This is a genomic window from Methylobacterium pseudosasicola, from assembly GCF_900114535.1.
In the GTDB taxonomy this organism is placed as follows: Bacteria; Pseudomonadota; Alphaproteobacteria; order Rhizobiales; family Beijerinckiaceae; genus Methylobacterium; species Methylobacterium pseudosasicola.
Genome location: NZ_FOTK01000012.1, coordinates 88,320 through 104,496 on the forward strand (window position 1 = coordinate 88,320; position 16,177 = coordinate 104,496).

The following is a 16,177-nucleotide window of genomic DNA, read 5'->3' on the forward strand; positions in this document are numbered from 1 at the left end:
AATGTCGAGACTTCGGATCGCCGGGACCGCATGGGCGCGCTAACCCGCATCGCGTCCCTCGCCGTGCTCGTCGCCGCCTGGCAATTCGCCGCGCTGGAGGCCGGATCGCGCCTGCTCCCGGCTCCGATGGCGGTTTTGCGCTTCATCATTCAGGAGGCCGAGCGCGGCGACCTGATACACAATGTTGGGATCACGCTGCTGCGGGTGGCGATCTCCTTCGCGGTGGCGATGGTGCTGGGGATCCTGCTGGGCGTCGCCCTCGGGCGCTCGAAGGCCGCCGACCTGACCCTCGACACACCGCTCCTCGTCCTGCTCAACACCCCGGCCCTAGTGATCACCGTGCTGGCCTATGTCTGGGTCGGGCTGACCGAGACCGCCGCGATCCTGGCCGTGGTGCTCAACAAGCTGCCGAACGTCGCCGTGATCGTGCGCGAGGGCGCACGCAACCTCGATCCCGGCCTCGACGAGATGGCCAGGACCTACCGGTTCGACCGGCGCACCTGGGCTCTGGACGTGCTGGTGCCGCAGCTCCAGCCCTACGTGGTCACGGCGGCGCGCTCCGGCCTGTCGCTCGCCTGGAAGATCGTGCTGGTGGTCGAGCTGCTCGGACGCCCCGACGGGGTCGGCTTCGCGATCAACTACTACTTCGTCCAGAGCACCGACGTGGCGGCGATCATCGGCTACAGCCTGGTCTTCATGACCGTGATGATCGGCATCGATGTCCTCCTCCTGCAGCGGCTCGAAGCCCATGTCCGCCGCTGGCGCTGAACCCGTCCTCCAGGTCGCGATCGACGCGAAGGTCTATCGGTCCAAGGGCGCCGAGCCGGTGGAGGCGGTGCGCAACCTCGCCTTCGGCGTCGAGGCGGGCGAGATCGTCTGCCTGATCGGCCCGTCGGGCGCCGGAAAAACCACGACCCTACGCATCCTGCTCGGCCTCGATCCCGATTTCGAGGGCCGCGTCTCCGGAGCCGATCAGGCCGGCATGGTGTTCCAGGAGCCGCGGCTGCTGCCCTGGCGCAGCGTCGAGCACAATGTCCGGCTGGGGCTGCCCCGGGCCCGGCGCGGACGCGACCTCGACACCCTGTTCACGCGGCTCGGCCTCACGCCCTGGCGCAGCAGCTACCCGAAGGCGCTCTCTCTCGGCATGCAGCGCCGGGTGGCGCTCGCCCGCGCGCTGGCCGACGACCCGCGCGTGCTGGTGCTCGACGAGCCGTTCGTCTCCCTGGACGATGCCGCCGCCGCCGAGCTCCGCGGGCTGGTGGTCGACACGGTCGACTCCGCCGGCATGAGCGTCCTGATGGTGACCCACAACGTCGCCGAGGCGATCGGAATCGCCGACCGGCTGCTGTTGGTCTCGAAGCGCCCCGCCACCCTCATGGCGGACGTGCCCCTCGACCGCCCGCGCGGACAGCGCGACCGCGCCTGGGCGGAAGCGACCCGGGCCGCGTTGGCCGCGCAACATCCGGGAATCATTGCGGAATAGCCGGCCGATCCTGACGGGCGGCAGGCGGCTCTTCTAGGCCTCAATTCGCCTTGGCGTCCACGTCGATCCGCTCGAGCAGGGCGGCCGGGGAGCGCGCTGCGCCGATATCGATGAAGCCGATGCCGGCGGGCTCCTTGGACTTGGCGTGCAGCACGAGCTTGCCGGGCTTCATCACGAACTGGCCCATCGCGGCGCCAATACCCTTGGCCGCCGCGGTGTTGCCGAGGATCACGGGGACGCCGAGCAGGCTGGCGGTGACGTATTCCTTGCGCAACTCTTCGGGTTTGAGGCTCAGATCCTTCGACTGGGCTGCGAGGAAGCGTTCGAATAGGCCGGCATTTTCGATCGTGAGATCGAGACTCTTCGCACTACCGGTGAACATCACCATGGTGGTCGCCGGCAGGGTCCCGCTGAACAGTTCCGGTCCGAAGCCGCCCAGCGTGCCGGCGAGCCGGATCGTGCCGATGTCGCGGCCCGAGACCGTGACATCGCGCAGGGACAGGTCGCGCGCCTTCCCGTCCAAAGCCGCATCGGCCACGAGGTCGAGATCGAGGTCGCGGTAGCCGTAGGCCGGCAGCGCGCCGACGATCGGGGCGCCGGCCACGAGATCCGCCGGCAGACTCAGGCCCGAGAGGGTGAGGCGGCTGGCGCTCGGCACGCCGTCCTGCGGCGGCCCGAACGACAGGGCGGCCTCGCGCAGGGCGACCCGGCGCGTGGGGGCTGGCGTGATCGTGACCGCCAGCGGGTCGCCGGGCTTCGGATCCGCAGCCTTGGCATCTATGGGCTTGGCCGGGACCGCTTTGCTCGGCGCAGCCGCGCGGGGCGCGGGGCGCGGATCCTGCGGCGGCTTCGGAAGCTCGGCGTCGGGCGGCAGGTCGATGCTCAGGTCGGCCAGGGTCAGGCCGCCCAGGGCCGGCGTCAGGCGGCGCATCTCGGCATCGCTGAACCCGGGACGGGTGTCGGGTTCGGCGGCGAAACTGCGCAGGGCCGCGATCGTCGGCGCCAGGGATACGTTGGTGAGCGCGAGGCGCCCGAGATGCGCGCGCAGGCTGCCGCGCGCGACGGTCAGGTTCTCCAGGACGGTGCTGGAATCCGGGCCGGTGGCGTAGGTCGCCCGTCCGATCTCGAACAGGATCGGCCCCTGCGGATCGGCGTTGCTGACGCTCAGACCCTGCATGTCGAGGCTGCCGAGGGCGGTCGCCTCGATCAGGTCGGCGGCCGCCGCCGCGAAGGTCCGCCGATCGTTGGGCGGCTGGAAGCCCGCGGCCACGATCTCGAAGGCGCCGTTCCAGCTGTCCGGCACCTGCCGGCCGCCGAGATCGCGGCCGTCCAGCCGCGCGATCTTCACGGTGGTGCCGCGGGCGTCCGAATAGGTCACGTCCGCGACCTGGATCGTGCCGTAGACTTTTTGCACCGGTCCCTTGCCGTCGCCCGGGACCGTGTAGAGCCGGTTCAGCGCCGCGAGGTCGAGATCGGTCGCCCGGACCTGGCCATAGGTGCCGTTGCCGCGGTTCGGGCCGGCCGCGGCGCTCACCGTCGCGCCCGCGGCGGTGAGCTCCCGGACGCGGCCGGATTTCACGTCCCGGGCGACCACGTCGCGATAGGTCACGGTCTGGCGGTCGTCGCCGGGGCCGGCATGTTCGGAAGTCAGGACCGGAATGGTCAGGCTGCCGGCGTCGAGGCGCGCCAGCCGGGCCTCCCAGGGCTCAGAAGAATCCGACTTCAGGATCGCCGCGAGTTCGTCCTTGGAGAGGCGCGTGCCGCTCGCCGTCAGCTTCGGCGCCCGGAGCAGGGTGCCGCCCAGCGGCAGCATGACGTCCGTGACCGTGACGTCCTGGACCGCAGCGGCGCCTTCCTGGGCCGCCAGCGGGGCGGGCAGCCCCATCCCGGCGAGGCAGGCGAGGGCGCAGGTCGCGGCCAAAGCCGACCGGAGGCGGGATCGGGCCTTCGGATGGATCATGGGAGGGTCCGGATCACGGCTCAGGCGGGATAGCCGCATGGGTGCCGCGTTTTACCCGTCGAGGCAATTGCGCATGCTGCGCATTGGCCCTGAGCCGGCTCCAGTGTCGTAGACGGGCAACGGCTCCGTGAAGCGGAGCCGCCTTGGTCGATCAGAGCGAGAACGAAGTGCCGCAGCCGCAGGAGGCGGTCGCCAGCGGGTTCTCGATCTTGAAGGACTGTCCGATCAGGTCGTTGACGAAGTCGATGGTCGAGCCGGACATGTATTCCAGCGAGACCGGGTCGACGATCACGGTGGCGCCGTCGCGCTCGATCGCCACGTCCTGGGCTTCCCGGGACCGAGCGATGTCGAACGCGTAGGAGAATCCAGAGCAGCCGCCGCCGTTGACGCTGATGCGCAGCGACGAGCCCGGGGGCTCCGCGCCCATGATCTCGTTGATGCGCTTGGCGGCGCGGGGGGTCAGGGTGATCTCAGACATCTTAAGCTCTGGCCACGCAAGTGTCCGGTGGATGGCGCCGCCCGGCCGTTGCCGAGCCCGCCTCGGCCCACAAGATATGGGTTCGAGGCCCGCGCCGCAACGCGCCGGGCGGGGAGGGGTCATGATCAGGCTGCGCGAGATCGAGAGCGGACGCCGTGCGTCCCAACGGTGAGCGCTGGCGGGCGGCCTACGCCACCGATCCAGCCCGGACGCGGGGACGGCTGATTGCCGAGGCATCGTCGCCGACCCGCAGCGATTTCCAGCGGGACCGGGACCGGATCATCCATTCGACGGCGTTCCGCCGCCTGAAGCATAAGACGCAGGTCTTCGTGCATCACGAGGGCGACCATTACCGCACGCGCCTGACCCACACCCTGGAGGTCAGCCAGATCGCCCGGGCGCTCGCCCGCGCGCTGGGGCTCGACGAGGATCTGGCCGAGGCCCTGGCACTGAGCCACGACCTCGGCCACACCTGCTTCGGGCATACCGGTGAGGACGCTCTCGACGCCTGCATGGCGGCCCATGGCGGGTTCGACCACAACGCTCAGGCCCTGCGGATCGTCACCCGGCTGGAGCGGCGCTACGCCGGCTTCGACGGCCTCAACCTCGCCTGGGAGACCCTGGAGGGGCTGGTCAAGCATAATGGCCCGCTGCTCGACCGGGACGGGCAGCCGACCAGACGCTACGTCGAGCGCGGCATCCCGGCCGCAATCCTCGAATACGATGCCCTGAACCCGCTCGACCTGTGGAGCCAGGCCGGTCCGGAGGCGCAGGCCGCCTCTCTCGCCGACGACATCGCCTACGCGGCCCACGATCTCGACGACGGCCTGCGGGCTGGCCTGTTCGATATCCCTGAGTTGCGTGCGGTCCCGTTCCTGGCCGACCTGCTCGACGAGATCGACCGTCTCCATCCGGGCCTCGAACCGTCCCGGGTGATCCACGAACTCGCCCGGCGGGTGATCACCCGCTTCGTGGAGGACGTGATCCGCGAGGGCGGCCGCCGCATCGCCGCGCTCGATCCGAAGAATGTCGAGGCTATCCGCGACGCGGCCGAGCCGGTGATCGTCTTCTCGCAAGCGATCGCGGAGGCCGATGCCGAGATCATGCGCTTCCTCTGGGCGCGGATGTACCGGCACCCGGGGGTGGTGGCCGTGCGCAAGAAGGCCGACGCCATCGTCAACGACCTGTTCTCGGCCTTCACGGCCGCGCCGTCGCGGATGCCGGAGGAATGGAGCGCCGGGCTGACAGACGCCTCGGAGGGCCGTGTCGCCCGGCGGGTCGCCGACTACATTGCCGGCATGACCGACACCTACGCGGTGCTGGCTCATCGCAAGCTCTACCCTACCACGCCCGATCTCTACTGGGAGCTGCCGAGCCGCGGCCTGCCCCTGACCGAACCTTGAGGTCCGGCCAGGGATTTTTCGCGATCAGCAACCGCATCCGCAGGTGAAGCTGCCGTAGCAGCCCGAGCCGTAACCGCCGTATCCACCGCCATAGGCGGCTGGGTAGGCGTAATCGTAGCCGCCATAGGCGGCGGGGTAGCCATACCCATAACCGCCGCCGTAGCCGCCGTAGAGGCTGCCGGCCGCGAGGCCGAGGCCCAGTCCGATGCCGGCGCCAGCCAGCCCGTAACCGAGGCCGCGGCCGTAGCCGCCGCGGTATCCGTAGCCACGACCGTATCCGTAGCCGCGGCCGTACACGCCACGCCCGGCAAAGCCGCCGTGATAGCCGCCGTAACCGCCATGGAAGCCGCCGCCCCGGAAGCCGCGCGCCTCGGCATTCGGCGCCGCCAGGACCACCGCGCAGAACGCGGCGCCCGCCATCATCAAGGTCTTCATGAAGATCTCCCCGATCGAGAATTTTGCGATCGGGGCGATCACATAGACTCTCGCCGGCCAAGACAAGATGCTCTGCCGGGCGTCGGTAGTCATCGCGTGGGGATAAACTGCCGTCATCGAACTGAATGTGGATTCGATTTTCGGCGCGGTTAATGCCGGCTTGCGGCGCTCGGCGCCCCGCCATCACCGCCGCGCCGTGACACCCTCCCGCCCCCTTGCTAGACGGCTCCGAGCAGGCAGGCCGAGACGGCCGGGCGGCAGTACACCCGCGCGAGCGAGACCGAGACCGATGAACATCTTCGCCCTGTTCGAGGCGCGTGTGCGCGAGGCCGTGGAGGCCCTGACCCGCGTCGGCCAGCTGCCCGAGGGCCTCGACCTCGGCCGCGTCGTCGTCGAGCCGCCGCGCGACTCGACTCATGGGGATCTCGCCACCAACGCCGCCCTGGTCCTGGCGAAGGAAGCGAAGACCAACCCGAAGGCACTCGCCGAGGCGCTGGCCGCGGAGCTGCGCACGGATCCGCGGATCCTGGAGGCGAGCGTCGCCGGTCCGGGCTTCATCAACCTGCGCCTGGCGCCCGGAATCTTCCACGACGTGATCCGCGGCGCGCTCGCGGATCCGGAGAATTTCGGCCGCGCGCAGCTGCAAGGCGGGCCGATCAACGTCGAGTACGTGTCAGCCAACCCCACCGGCCCGATGCATGTCGGCCATGGCCGCGGCGCGGTATTCGGCGATGCCCTGTGCAACCTCCTGGTCGCGGCCGGGCGGCAGGTGACGCGGGAATATTACATCAACGACGCGGGCGCCCAGGTCGATGTGCTGGCCCGATCCGCCTACCAACGTTACCGGGAGGCTCTGGGCGAGCCCTTCGCCATCGCCGAGGGGCTCTATCCGGGCGACTACCTCAAGCCCGTCGGCGCCAAGCTCGCCCAGACCCATGGCCGGGCGCTCCTCGACCAGCCGGAGACCGCGTGGCTGCCGGTGGTCCGCGAGATCGCGCTCGGCATGATGATGGACATGATCCGGTCCGATCTGGAGGCGATCGGCATCCGGCACGACGTGTTCTTCTCCGAGCGGACGCTTCTGCAGAGCGGCGCCGTGAAGGCGTTGCTTCAGGAGCTGCGCGAGAAGGGCCTCGTCTACGAGGGCCGCCTCCCGCCGCCCAAGGGCCAGCTGCCCGAGGATTGGGAGGATCGCGAGCAGACGCTGTTCCGCACCAAAGAGTTCGGGGACGACACTGACCGGCCGCTGCTCAAGTCGGACGGCTCCTACACCTACTTCGCCTCGGACATCGCCTATCACCGGGCGAAGTATCTGGCGGGTGCCACCGAGCTGATTGACGTGCTCGGGGCCGACCATGGCGGCTACGTCAAGCGCATGCAGGCCGCCGTTAAGGCGGTCAGCGACGGCAAGGCGATGCTGGACGTGAAGCTCTGCCAGCTGGTGCGGCTGTTGCGCGCGGGCGAGCCCGTGAAGATGTCGAAGCGGGCCGGTGAGTTCGTCACCCTGCGCGATGTGATCGACGAGGTCGGCCGCGACGCGATCCGGTTCATGATGCTCTACAGGAAGAACGACGCGACCCTCGATTTCGACCTCGCCAAGGTGGTCGAGCAATCGAAGGACAACCCGGTCTTCTACGTGCAGTACGCCCATGCCCGGGTCCGCTCGGTGCAGCGGCAGGCACGCGAGGCGTTCCCAGGTGCGGACCTGTCCGCCGCCGCCCTGCTGCGCGAGGCCGACTTCGGCGTTCTGAGCGATCCGGGTGAAATCGAGGTGATGCGGCTGATCGCCCAGTATCCCCGCGTGCTGGAATCCGCGGCCGTGGCGCACGAGCCGCACCGGATCGCGTTCCACCTCTATGAAATGGCCGCCGCGCTTCATACTTTATGGAACAAGGGCAAAGACTTGCCGCAATTACGGTTTGTTAATGCAACCGATCGAAAGTCGACCTGGGCGCGGCTGGCGCTCGTCGAGGCTCTCCGGAGTACCCTCGCGGCCGGCCTCGCGGTTCTCGGTGTGACCGCGCCGGACGAGATGCGATAGGCTCGATGTCCATCGGGCCGACGATCGGTGCTGATGTGAGGATGCTGCCATGACGAACGCTTCGCGCGCTCAGGTCGATCTGGACGCCCTCGCGCGCGATCTGCGTCAGGATCAGGCTCGCGGCAACGCGGGTGGGGCCAAGCCCGACCCGCTGGCCGAGCTCGCGCGAATCGTCGGCCAGGACGATCCGTTCCGCGCGCTGCTCGCGGCGCGGGACGAGATGCGCAGCGTCGCTGCCGCGCATCCCGAGGCCGGCTGGAATGCCCGGGTCGAGCCGAGCTTCGCCCCGGAGCCGGCCAAGCCGAATCCCGCCGACGCCTTTGACCAATACCTGGCCTCGGTGGAGCGCGACACGCATGAGGAGCCGGTCGCCTACGGCGCCGAGACACAGCAGGATCCCGCCGCCTCGGACTACGAGGACGGCCGCTCGCTCCGGCGGGTGAACCCGCGCCGCCGGCTCGCCTCCGTGGGGGCCGGCATCGCGATCGTGGCCGTCGCGGTCACGGGCGCGCTCACCTACAAGGGCCTGCAGGGTTCGGGCAGCGGCGGCGGCGTGCCCGTCGTCCAGGCTGATTCGACCCCCCTCAAGGTAGCCCCGAAGGTCGCCGATGGCGTCGAGATCCCGGACCAGAACCGGCAGATCTACGACAACAACAAGGGCAAGCCCAAGGACGGCCAGATCAAGATCGTCAACCGCGAGGAACAACCGATCGACGTGGCCGAGGCGGCGCGCGCGGCGCAGGGCACCGGCCCCGCCGGCGGCGTGCAGAGCGGCACCACGCCGGGCAACGGCCCGTTCGAGGCGTTCGGCGAGCCACGCCGGGTCCGTACCGTGGCGGTGAAGCCGGAGGCTCCGCCCGCGGCGCCCCAGCGCGAGGCGCAGGCCGATGCCGGCCCCGCCCCGATCCCCACCATGGTCCTGCCCACCGACGAGCCGCCGCAGCAGACCAAGCCCAAGCCGACCCGTCAGGCCGCCGCATCCCTGCCGCCGCCCGCCCCGGAGCCGGTCCAGGCGCCTCCGCCCGCCGTGGCCGAGGCGGCCCCGCCGAAGCCCGTCGCGGTCAAGCCGCCGCCGAAGGCGGTCCAGCGGGTCGCCACCGTAGCGACCGCTGCCCAGGAGGCGCCGGACGCCGTCGACGACACCGTCAAGACCGGCTCGGTCGGCGGGTTCTCGGTCCAGCTCGGCGTGCGCGGCAGCGCCTCCGAGGCGAAGGCCGCGCTGGCGCAGATGCAGGCCAAGTACAGCCAACTCGCCGGCAAGCCCGAGCTGATCCGGCAGGCCGAGGTCAACGGCAAGACCATCTTCCGCGTCCGCGTCGGGCCGCTGGCCAAGAACGAGGCGTCGAGCCTCTGCTCCGCCCTCCAGGGCGCAGGCGGCCAGTGCTTCGTGGCGAAGAACTGAGCCCACGATAGCGGCGATCCGGACCTCCCTCGCTCGCGGGGCGGAGACCGGGCCGCCGCCCGGGACGCGAGTCCGTCCCGCAACACCGGGCGCCCGTCACACCCATTCGCGGACGAGGCACGCGGTTTCGCCTTGCCGGCTCCCTGTTCCCGCCCGACTCTGCCGGCATCGATTCGCCGTTTCCCCGCTGCATCCGCGCGGCCACCGAGAAACTCAATGACCGCCCGTGCCCTGATCCTCGGCTGCGCCGGCAAGACGCTCTCCGCCGAGGAGGCCGCCTTCTTCCGTGACGTGCGGCCCTGGGGCTTCATTCTGTTCAAGCGCAACATCGGTGCGCCGGACGAGGTGCGCGCCCTGACCGCGTCGCTGCGCGATTGCCTGGGCTCCGAGGCCGCGCCGATCCTGATCGATCAGGAGGGGGGGCGGGTCCAGCGGATGGGTCCGCCGCACTGGCCGGCCTACCCGGCGGGCGGGCGCTACGGCTGCCTGAACGGCAGCGCCACCGCCATCGCGCGGCTCGGCGCCCGGCTGATGGCGCACGATCTGGCCGAGGTCGGGATCAACGTCGATTGCGCCCCCGTCCTCGATGTGCCGGCCCCGGGCTCGCACGACATCATCGGCGACCGCGCCTATGGCTCGAACCCGGATTCGGTGGCCGAGATCGGCCGCGCCGTGGCCGAGGGCCTGATGGCCGGCGGCGTCTTGCCCGTCATGAAGCACGTGCCCGGCCACGGTCGCGCCGCCTGCGACAGCCATCATGGCCTGCCAATCGTCGAGGCGAGCCTGGAGGCTTTGGCCGCTCAGGATTTCCGGCCGTTCCAGGCGCTCGCCGATCTGCCGATGGCGATGAGCGCTCACGTGGTCTTCACCGCGATCGACCCGGACCGCCCCGCCACCCAGTCGGCCAAAGTCATCCGCGACGTGATCCGCGATGCCATCGGTTTCGATGGTCTCCTGATGACCGACGATCTGTCCATGCACGCGCTCACCGGCACGTTCCGCGACCGGACCGAGGCGGCCTTCGCGGCCGGCATCGATATCGGGCTGCATTGCAACGGCGCGATGGACGAGATGCGCGCCGTCGCCGAAGCCGCACCAATCCTCGCGGGCGAAGCCGCCCGCAGGGCCGCGTCCGCCTTGGCGCGCCTCGATCGGGCCGACGATGGCATCGACCTGCCCGAGGCCCGTGCCCGGTTCGCGGCGGCTCTCGCCACGGCGGCCTGACCCGCGGCCTTCCACCGCCCCTACACCCGCCTCTGCTTGTGTTCGGGCGGTCCGATCCCTAGGTTCGCCCGGAAATCTTCAACCGGTCGTGGCGTCACGCTCCCACAGGTGGGCGCAGGCAGGTGGACGCACGCAGGAGGTTGCCATGGGCAGCATGAGTATCTGGCACTGGGTCATCGTTGCCGTCATCGTCATGCTGCTGTTCGGACGCGGCAAGGTCTCCGACCTGATGGGCGACGTGGCGAAGGGCATCAAGGCGTTCAAGAAGGGCATGGCCGAGGACGAGACGCCTCCGGCGAGCCAACCGGTGGCGCCGCCGAGCGAGCCGGTCCGCACCATCCCCCACACCGCCGAGACCAGCCCCGGGACCAGCCCCGGGACCGCGGTCCCGGCGAGCCATCTGCCGGGCGGCGAGCGCAAGCCGGTCTGAGAGACTGGCAGGGCGCGCGCTGTGGTGTAGAGCCTGACGGGGGTTCGGACTCGGGTCCGGCTCCCAGGGCAGCAGGACCGTCGACGACATGCTGGACATGAGTTGGGGCGAGGTGATGCTGATCGGCGGCGTCGCCCTCATCGTCATCGGGCCGAAGGATCTCCCGAAGGCGCTGCGCACCGTCGGGCAGATCACGACGAAGCTGCGCCGCATGGCCGGCGAGTTTCAGATGCAGTTCAACGAGGCCATCCGCGAGGCCGAACTCGACGAAGTCCGGAAGGAAGTCGACGGTATCCGCAACACCGTCCGCTCGACGAGCACCGGCTTCAATCCGGTCCAGACGATCCGGGACGAGCTGAAGGGCGCAGTCGAGGGCCGGGTTGCCGCAAGGCAGGGATCCGAGACGCTCGGCCCCGAAAAGCCGGCGGCGGATACGCGCTCGCTCGCCGACGCCACCGCGCAGCTCAAGGCCGAGCAGGACGCCACCGCGCCAACGGGCACCGAAACCGCGCCCATCGAGTCGGCCGCACACGCCGATCCGCTCCAGCACGCCCCCCCGCCCGAAGCGCCGCTTCCGATCCCGGGCTCGGTCGACGATCCCTACGGGCCGCCCCCCGACCCGCCTGCGACGCACGACACCCCCATGGACCCGAAGAACGGCGCCACCGCCCGATGATCAGCGACGCCGACGAGGCCGAGATCGAAGCATCCCGGGCGCCGCTGCTCGAACATCTGATCGAATTGCGTTCGCGGCTGATCAAGTCGTTGATCGCCTTCGTGCTGATGTTCTTCTGCTGCTTCTTCTTCTCGCGCGATATCTACAACATCCTGGTCTACCCCTACGTCTCGATCGTGGGCGCCCAGAATGCCGAGCTGATCGCGACGCATTTTCTCGAGCAGGTGTTTACCAACATCAAGCTCAGCGTGTTCGGCGCCGCCTTCCTGGCCTTCCCGGTGATCGCCACGCAGATCTACGCCTTCGTGGCGCCGGGGCTCTACCGCAACGAGCGCAAGGCGTTCCTGCCCTACCTCGTGGCCACGCCGATCTTCTTCGTGCTGGGCGCGCTGGTGGTTTTCTTCCTGGCGATGCCGCTGCTGATCAAGTTCTCGGTCTCGCTTCAGCAGGTCGGCGTGGCCGGCGAGCCGACGATCAAGCTGCTGCCCAAGGTTGATGAGTATCTCTCGCTGATCATGACGCTGATCTTCGCCTTCGGCATCGCGTTCCAGCTGCCGGTGATCCTGACCCTGCTCGGCCAGATCGGCATCATCGACGCCGCCTTCCTGCGCGAGAAACGCCGTTACGCGATCGTGCTGGTTTTCGTCGTCGCGGCCGTGCTGACGCCGCCGGACGTCATCTCGCAGCTCTCGCTCGCCCTGCCGATGCTGATTCTCTACGAGGCCTCGGTGTTCTCCGTGGCGCGCGTCGAGAAGATCCGCGCGGCGCGGCGGGCGGCGGAAGGGCTGGATCCTTAACAACCGGATCGACAAGTCCGGGTTTCAAAAGGTCGCGGACCTTTTGCGGGTCCAGGGCAGAGCCCTGGTGAAGCGGGGCTACGCGCCCCGAACCCCGCCAAAGGGCCGCGGGCCCTTTGGAAACCCGGTCCTTCGCGTGGCTGCGAACCCTACTCAGCTCGCAGCAGCACGTGCCGTTTCTTGCCGAAGGACAGCTTGATCACCCCGTCCTGGGTCAGGTCCGCCGGCGTTAGCAAAGCCTTCTCGTCCGTCACGGCGGCGTCGTTGACCCGAAGACCGCCGCCCTTGATCTGGCGCCGCGCCTCGCTGGTCGAGGGCACGAGCTTGGCGATCTCCGGCCCGAACGCGGTCAGCACGCCCAAGCCGGCTTCCAGGGTCGCGGCCGCCACGGTGACGCTCGGCAGGTCGGCGGCGAGCGTCCCTTCGACGAACGTCTTCCGCGCAGTCTCGGCCGCTGCCTCGGCGACCTCACGGCCGTGCATCAGCGCCGTGGCCTCGGTGGCGAGCACCGTCTTGGCCGCGTTGATCTCGGAGCCGGCGAGCGCCGCGAGCCGCGCGACCTCGTCCATCGGCAGCAGCGTGAACAGCTTGAGAAAGCGGGCCACGTCCGCATCCTCGGTGTTCCGCCAGAACTGCCAGTAATCGTACGGCTTGAGCATGTCCGGGTTGAGCCAGACGGCGCCGGCGGCGGTCTTGCCCATCTTCGCGCCCGATGACGTGGTCAGCAGCGGGCAGGTCAGGGCGTAGAGCTGGGGCGTGCCCATGCGCCGGCCGAGATCGATGCCGTTAACGATGTTGCCCCACTGGTCCGAGCCGCCCATCTGCAGGACGCAGCCGTAGCGGCGGTTCAGCTCCACGAAGTCGTAGGATTGCAGGATCATGTAGTTGAATTCCAGGAACGAGAGTTCCTGGTCGCGCTCCAGGCGCAGGCGCACGCTGTCCATCGATAGCATGCGGTTCACTGAGAAGTGACGGCCTATGTCGCGCAGCATCTCGATGTAGTTGAGCTTGGTCAGCCACTCCGCGTTGTCGACCATCACGGCATCGCCCGCGCCCTCGCCGAAGCGCAGGAACCGGTCGAAGGTCTTGCGGATCTCCGCTTTGTTGGCGTCGATCTGTTCGACGGTGAGGATCTTGCGGGTCTCGTCGCGACCGGACGGGTCGCCGACGCGGGTGGTGCCGCCGCCCATCAAGGTGATCGGCTTGCCCCCGGTGGCCTGCAGCCAGTGCAGCATCATGATCGACAGCAGGTGCCCGACATGGAGCGAGGGCGCCGTGCAATCGTAGCCGACATAGGTGGTCAGCCGCCCTTCGCGCGCGGCGGCGTCGATGCCGGCAAGATCGGAGGTCTGGTGGATGTAGCCGCGCTCGGTCAGGATCCGCAGAAAGTCGGATTTCGGCGCAAGGCTCTCGGCATTCATGGCTGCGGTCTCGGATCGCGAGCCGGCGCGACAGGCCGAGGCTCTGCGTGCTAGCTCGCGCTGGGGTTCAGGATACGGCGCGCTCTTAGCAGGGCGTTCGCCGAAAGGCACGGGGTCGAGCACAATGGCGATGATGCGCGCGATCGGACTGATGAGCGGCACCTCGCTGGACGGCGTCGACATCGCGCTGATCGAGACCGACGGCGAGCGGGTCCACGTCGTCCGAGGCCACAACAACTTCCTCGAGCCCCTCGGGCCGACGGGCTATCGGGGCTATTCCGACGAGGAGAAGGCGCTGCTGCGGGCCGCCACCAAGGATGCCGAGTCGGTCCTGCATCCGGGAGACCGCCCAGGGCGCCTGCCGGAGACGGAGGCGTTCGTCACCCAGGCCCATGCCGAGGCGGTCGAGCGCTTTCTGGCCGAGAACGGCCTTCGCGCGGATGAGGTCGATGTCATCGGCTTTCACGGCCAGACCGTGATCCATCGGCCGGACCAGCGCATCTCGATCCAGATCGGCGACGGGCAGGCGCTGGCCACCCGGCTCGGCATCCCGGTGGTCTCGGACCTGCGCCGGGCCGATATCGAGGCCGGCGGCCAGGGGGCGCCGCTGGTGCCGGTGTTCCACAAGGCGCTGGCCGAAGCGTCGGGCTTCGACGGCCCGTTCGGCATCCTCAATATCGGCGGCGTCGCCAACGCGACGCTGATCGATTCCAAGGGCGGCGTGATCGCGTTCGATACCGGCCCCGGCAATGCCTTGATCGACGAGTGGATGCAGGAGCGTGAGGGCAAGAACCTCGATGATGGCGGCCGCACCGCCGCCCGTGGCCGCGCCGACGAGCCGCTGCTCGCCTGGCTGCTGATGCACCCGTTCTTCTTCCGCCGCCCGCCGAAATCCCTCGACCGGAACTGGTTTTCGCACAAGCTCGCCGGCCAGCTCTCGACGGAGGACGGTGCCGCGACGCTCACGGCCTTCACCGCCCGCGCGGTCGCCCGGGCCCTGGACCACGCGCCTGAGATCCCGACCCGCTGGATCGTGGCCGGCGGCGGCGCTCGCAACGGCGAGCTGGTTCGGCTGCTGAACTACCATCTGCGCGCCGAGATCACGACGGCGGACGCGATCGGCTGGTCCTCGGCCTACCTGGAGGCACAGGCCTTCGCGTATCTGGCGGTGCGTTCGCTCCGGGGCCTGCCGATCACGTTCCCGTCCACCACCGGCGTGCGCGAGCCGATGACCGGCGGGGTGCTGGCGCGACCGAATGCCTGATCCCGGCTCGGGAAACTCGTGGACCGCCCGGTGGTTGGCTCCCGATCAGATCAAGATCGGAATTGATACCTTGGCCGAGACCTACTTGCGCTACCACGACGGCATCGAGACGCTGGCCCCGGACGAGAACGAGACCATCGACGCGATCATCGCGTCGATGACCCGCGAGAGCGAGACCACGGCGGCCCGCTACGGCCACGCCGTGCGCGCCTCGCACGCCAAGGTCAGCGGCGTGGTGACGGGCGAGCTTCAGGTGCCGGACGACCTGCCGCCCGAGCTGAAGCAGGGCCTGTTCGCCAAGGGCGGCACCTATCCGGTGATCGTGCGCTTCGCTCAAGGGCCGGGCGAGCTGTTGAAGGACAGCGTCTCGACCCACCGGGGCATGGCGATCAAGGTTCTGGGCGTTGCGGGAGAGAAGCTGCCCGGCCACGGCGCAGAAACCCAAGATTTCGTGCTCGCCACCGGGCCGGTCTTTCCGAATCCGGATGCCAAGGGCTTTCTCGGCAGCATGAAGCAGCTCGAAGCCGGGACAAAGGCGCCAGAGGCCGTGAAGGCCGCCGTCTCGGGCACCGCCCGGGCCCTCGATACGGTGGTGAAGGCGGTGACGGGCGAGAGCTCGCCGCTCCTCGACTTCTTCGGCCACGAGCCCCTGCATCCGCTCGCCGAGCCGTATTATTCGCAGGCCGCGCTTCGCTATGGCGACCACATTGCGAAGATTGCAGCCTTCCCGGCCAGCACGAAGCAGCAGGCGCTTGCCGGCGAGACGCTGCACCCGGGCGAAGATCCGGACGCATTCCGGCACGCGGTGACCGCCTTCTTCGCGGGTGACGCCGCCGTGTTCGAGATCCGCGCGCAGCTCTGCACGAATCTCAACGACATGCCGGTGGAGGACGCCTCGAAGCGCTGGGACGAGGCGGCGAGCCCCTATCGCACCGTGGCGCGCCTCATCCTGCCCACCCAGGATTCGCAATCCGAGGCTCGGACCCGCTACGCCAACGACGTCCTGTCCTTCCGGCCAGCCCACAGCTTGGCGGCGCACCGTCCCCTTGGCTCGCTGATGCGGGCGCGGCTCAAGACCTATCAGGCGCTCTCCAGTTTCCGCCACGGCCGCAACCGGACGCCCGAGACCGAGCCGACCGCGATCGCGCAGGTTCCGGCTTAAG

15 protein-coding genes are annotated in these 16,177 nt (G+C 69.4%); 11 read left to right on the top strand and 4 right to left on the bottom strand.

Annotated features, from left to right (window positions below; genetic code table 11):
* Positions 1 to 30: 30 nt before the first annotated feature.
* Both BM228_RS13765 and BM228_RS13770 read left to right on the top strand, forming a co-directional pair.
* Positions 31 to 768 (top strand): ABC transporter permease, encoded by a 738-nt coding sequence (locus BM228_RS13765; protein WP_092041261.1) that lies wholly within the window; start codon positions 31 to 33, stop codon positions 766 to 768.
* On the top strand, positions 749 to 1,483 hold the full coding sequence (locus BM228_RS13770; protein ID WP_092041264.1) for an ABC transporter ATP-binding protein: 735 nt from the start codon (positions 749 to 751) through the stop codon (positions 1,481 to 1,483). Before BM228_RS13765 ends, BM228_RS13770 begins: the two co-directional genes overlap by 20 nt.
* A gap of 40 nt (positions 1,484 to 1,523) precedes the next feature.
* Here BM228_RS13770 and BM228_RS13775 read toward each other — a convergent pair whose 3' ends face one another.
* Positions 1,524 to 3,443 carry a hypothetical protein gene (locus BM228_RS13775; RefSeq protein ID WP_092041267.1) on the bottom strand — a complete coding sequence of 640 codons (1,920 nt, stop codon included), beginning with the start codon at positions 3,441 to 3,443 and terminating at the stop codon, positions 1,524 to 1,526.
* Positions 3,444 to 3,594: 151 nt separating this feature from the next.
* Positions 3,595 to 3,921 (bottom strand): HesB/IscA family protein, encoded by a 327-nt coding sequence (locus BM228_RS13780; RefSeq protein ID WP_092041270.1) that lies wholly within the window; start codon positions 3,919 to 3,921, stop codon positions 3,595 to 3,597.
* Between the two features lie 155 nt (positions 3,922 to 4,076).
* Here BM228_RS13780 and BM228_RS13785 point away from each other — a divergent pair, with 155 nt between their 5' ends.
* A complete protein-coding gene (locus tag BM228_RS13785) occupies positions 4,077 to 5,324 on the top strand; it encodes a deoxyguanosinetriphosphate triphosphohydrolase (protein ID WP_092041273.1) in 1,248 nt (415 codons plus the stop codon).
* A gap of 24 nt (positions 5,325 to 5,348) precedes the next feature.
* Here BM228_RS13785 and BM228_RS13790 read toward each other — a convergent pair whose 3' ends face one another.
* Positions 5,349 to 5,759 carry a hypothetical protein gene (locus BM228_RS13790; RefSeq protein WP_092041458.1) on the bottom strand — a complete coding sequence of 137 codons (411 nt, stop codon included), beginning with the start codon at positions 5,757 to 5,759 and terminating at the stop codon, positions 5,349 to 5,351.
* Between the two features lie 289 nt (positions 5,760 to 6,048).
* On the opposite strand from BM228_RS13790, the gene argS reads away from it, so the two are divergent.
* The 6 genes from argS (at position 6,049) to tatC (ending at position 12,329) form a co-directional block, all read left to right on the top strand.
* Positions 6,049 to 7,800, top strand: coding sequence for an arginine--tRNA ligase (gene argS / locus BM228_RS13795; protein ID WP_092041275.1), 1,752 nt, complete (start codon positions 6,049 to 6,051; stop codon positions 7,798 to 7,800).
* A 49-nt stretch (positions 7,801 to 7,849) separates the two neighbouring features.
* Positions 7,850 to 9,202 (top strand): SPOR domain-containing protein, encoded by a 1,353-nt coding sequence (locus BM228_RS13800; protein WP_092041277.1) that lies wholly within the window; start codon positions 7,850 to 7,852, stop codon positions 9,200 to 9,202.
* A gap of 216 nt (positions 9,203 to 9,418) precedes the next feature.
* Positions 9,419 to 10,426 carry a beta-N-acetylhexosaminidase gene (gene nagZ, locus BM228_RS13805; protein WP_092041280.1) on the top strand — a complete coding sequence of 336 codons (1,008 nt, stop codon included), beginning with the start codon at positions 9,419 to 9,421 and terminating at the stop codon, positions 10,424 to 10,426.
* A 145-nt stretch (positions 10,427 to 10,571) separates the two neighbouring features.
* On the top strand, positions 10,572 to 10,856 hold the full coding sequence (locus tag BM228_RS13810) for a twin-arginine translocase TatA/TatE family subunit (protein ID WP_092041283.1): 285 nt from the start codon (positions 10,572 to 10,574) through the stop codon (positions 10,854 to 10,856).
* Positions 10,857 to 10,944: 88 nt separating this feature from the next.
* Positions 10,945 to 11,532 carry a Sec-independent protein translocase protein TatB gene (gene tatB, locus BM228_RS13815; protein ID WP_092041286.1) on the top strand — a complete coding sequence of 196 codons (588 nt, stop codon included), beginning with the start codon at positions 10,945 to 10,947 and terminating at the stop codon, positions 11,530 to 11,532.
* Positions 11,529 to 12,329: a twin-arginine translocase subunit TatC gene (gene tatC / locus BM228_RS13820; protein ID WP_092041289.1), complete on the top strand. Its 801-nt coding sequence runs from the start codon at positions 11,529 to 11,531 to the stop codon at positions 12,327 to 12,329. The genes tatB and tatC overlap by 4 nt, the downstream gene beginning before the upstream one ends.
* Before the next feature lie 149 nt (positions 12,330 to 12,478).
* On the opposite strand, the gene tyrS is transcribed toward tatC, so the two are convergent.
* Positions 12,479 to 13,750, bottom strand: coding sequence for a tyrosine--tRNA ligase (gene tyrS / locus BM228_RS13825; RefSeq protein ID WP_092041292.1), 1,272 nt, complete (start codon positions 13,748 to 13,750; stop codon positions 12,479 to 12,481).
* A 124-nt stretch (positions 13,751 to 13,874) separates the two neighbouring features.
* Here tyrS and BM228_RS13830 point away from each other — a divergent pair, with 124 nt between their 5' ends.
* Positions 13,875 to 15,014, top strand: a complete 1,140-nt coding sequence (locus BM228_RS13830; RefSeq protein ID WP_092041295.1) for an anhydro-N-acetylmuramic acid kinase — start codon at positions 13,875 to 13,877, stop codon at positions 15,012 to 15,014.
* 70 nt (positions 15,015 to 15,084) lie between these two features.
* A complete protein-coding gene (locus BM228_RS13835; protein WP_092041461.1) occupies positions 15,085 to 16,176 on the top strand; it encodes a catalase family protein in 1,092 nt (363 codons plus the stop codon).
* The last annotated feature ends 1 nt before the right edge of the window (position 16,177 follow it).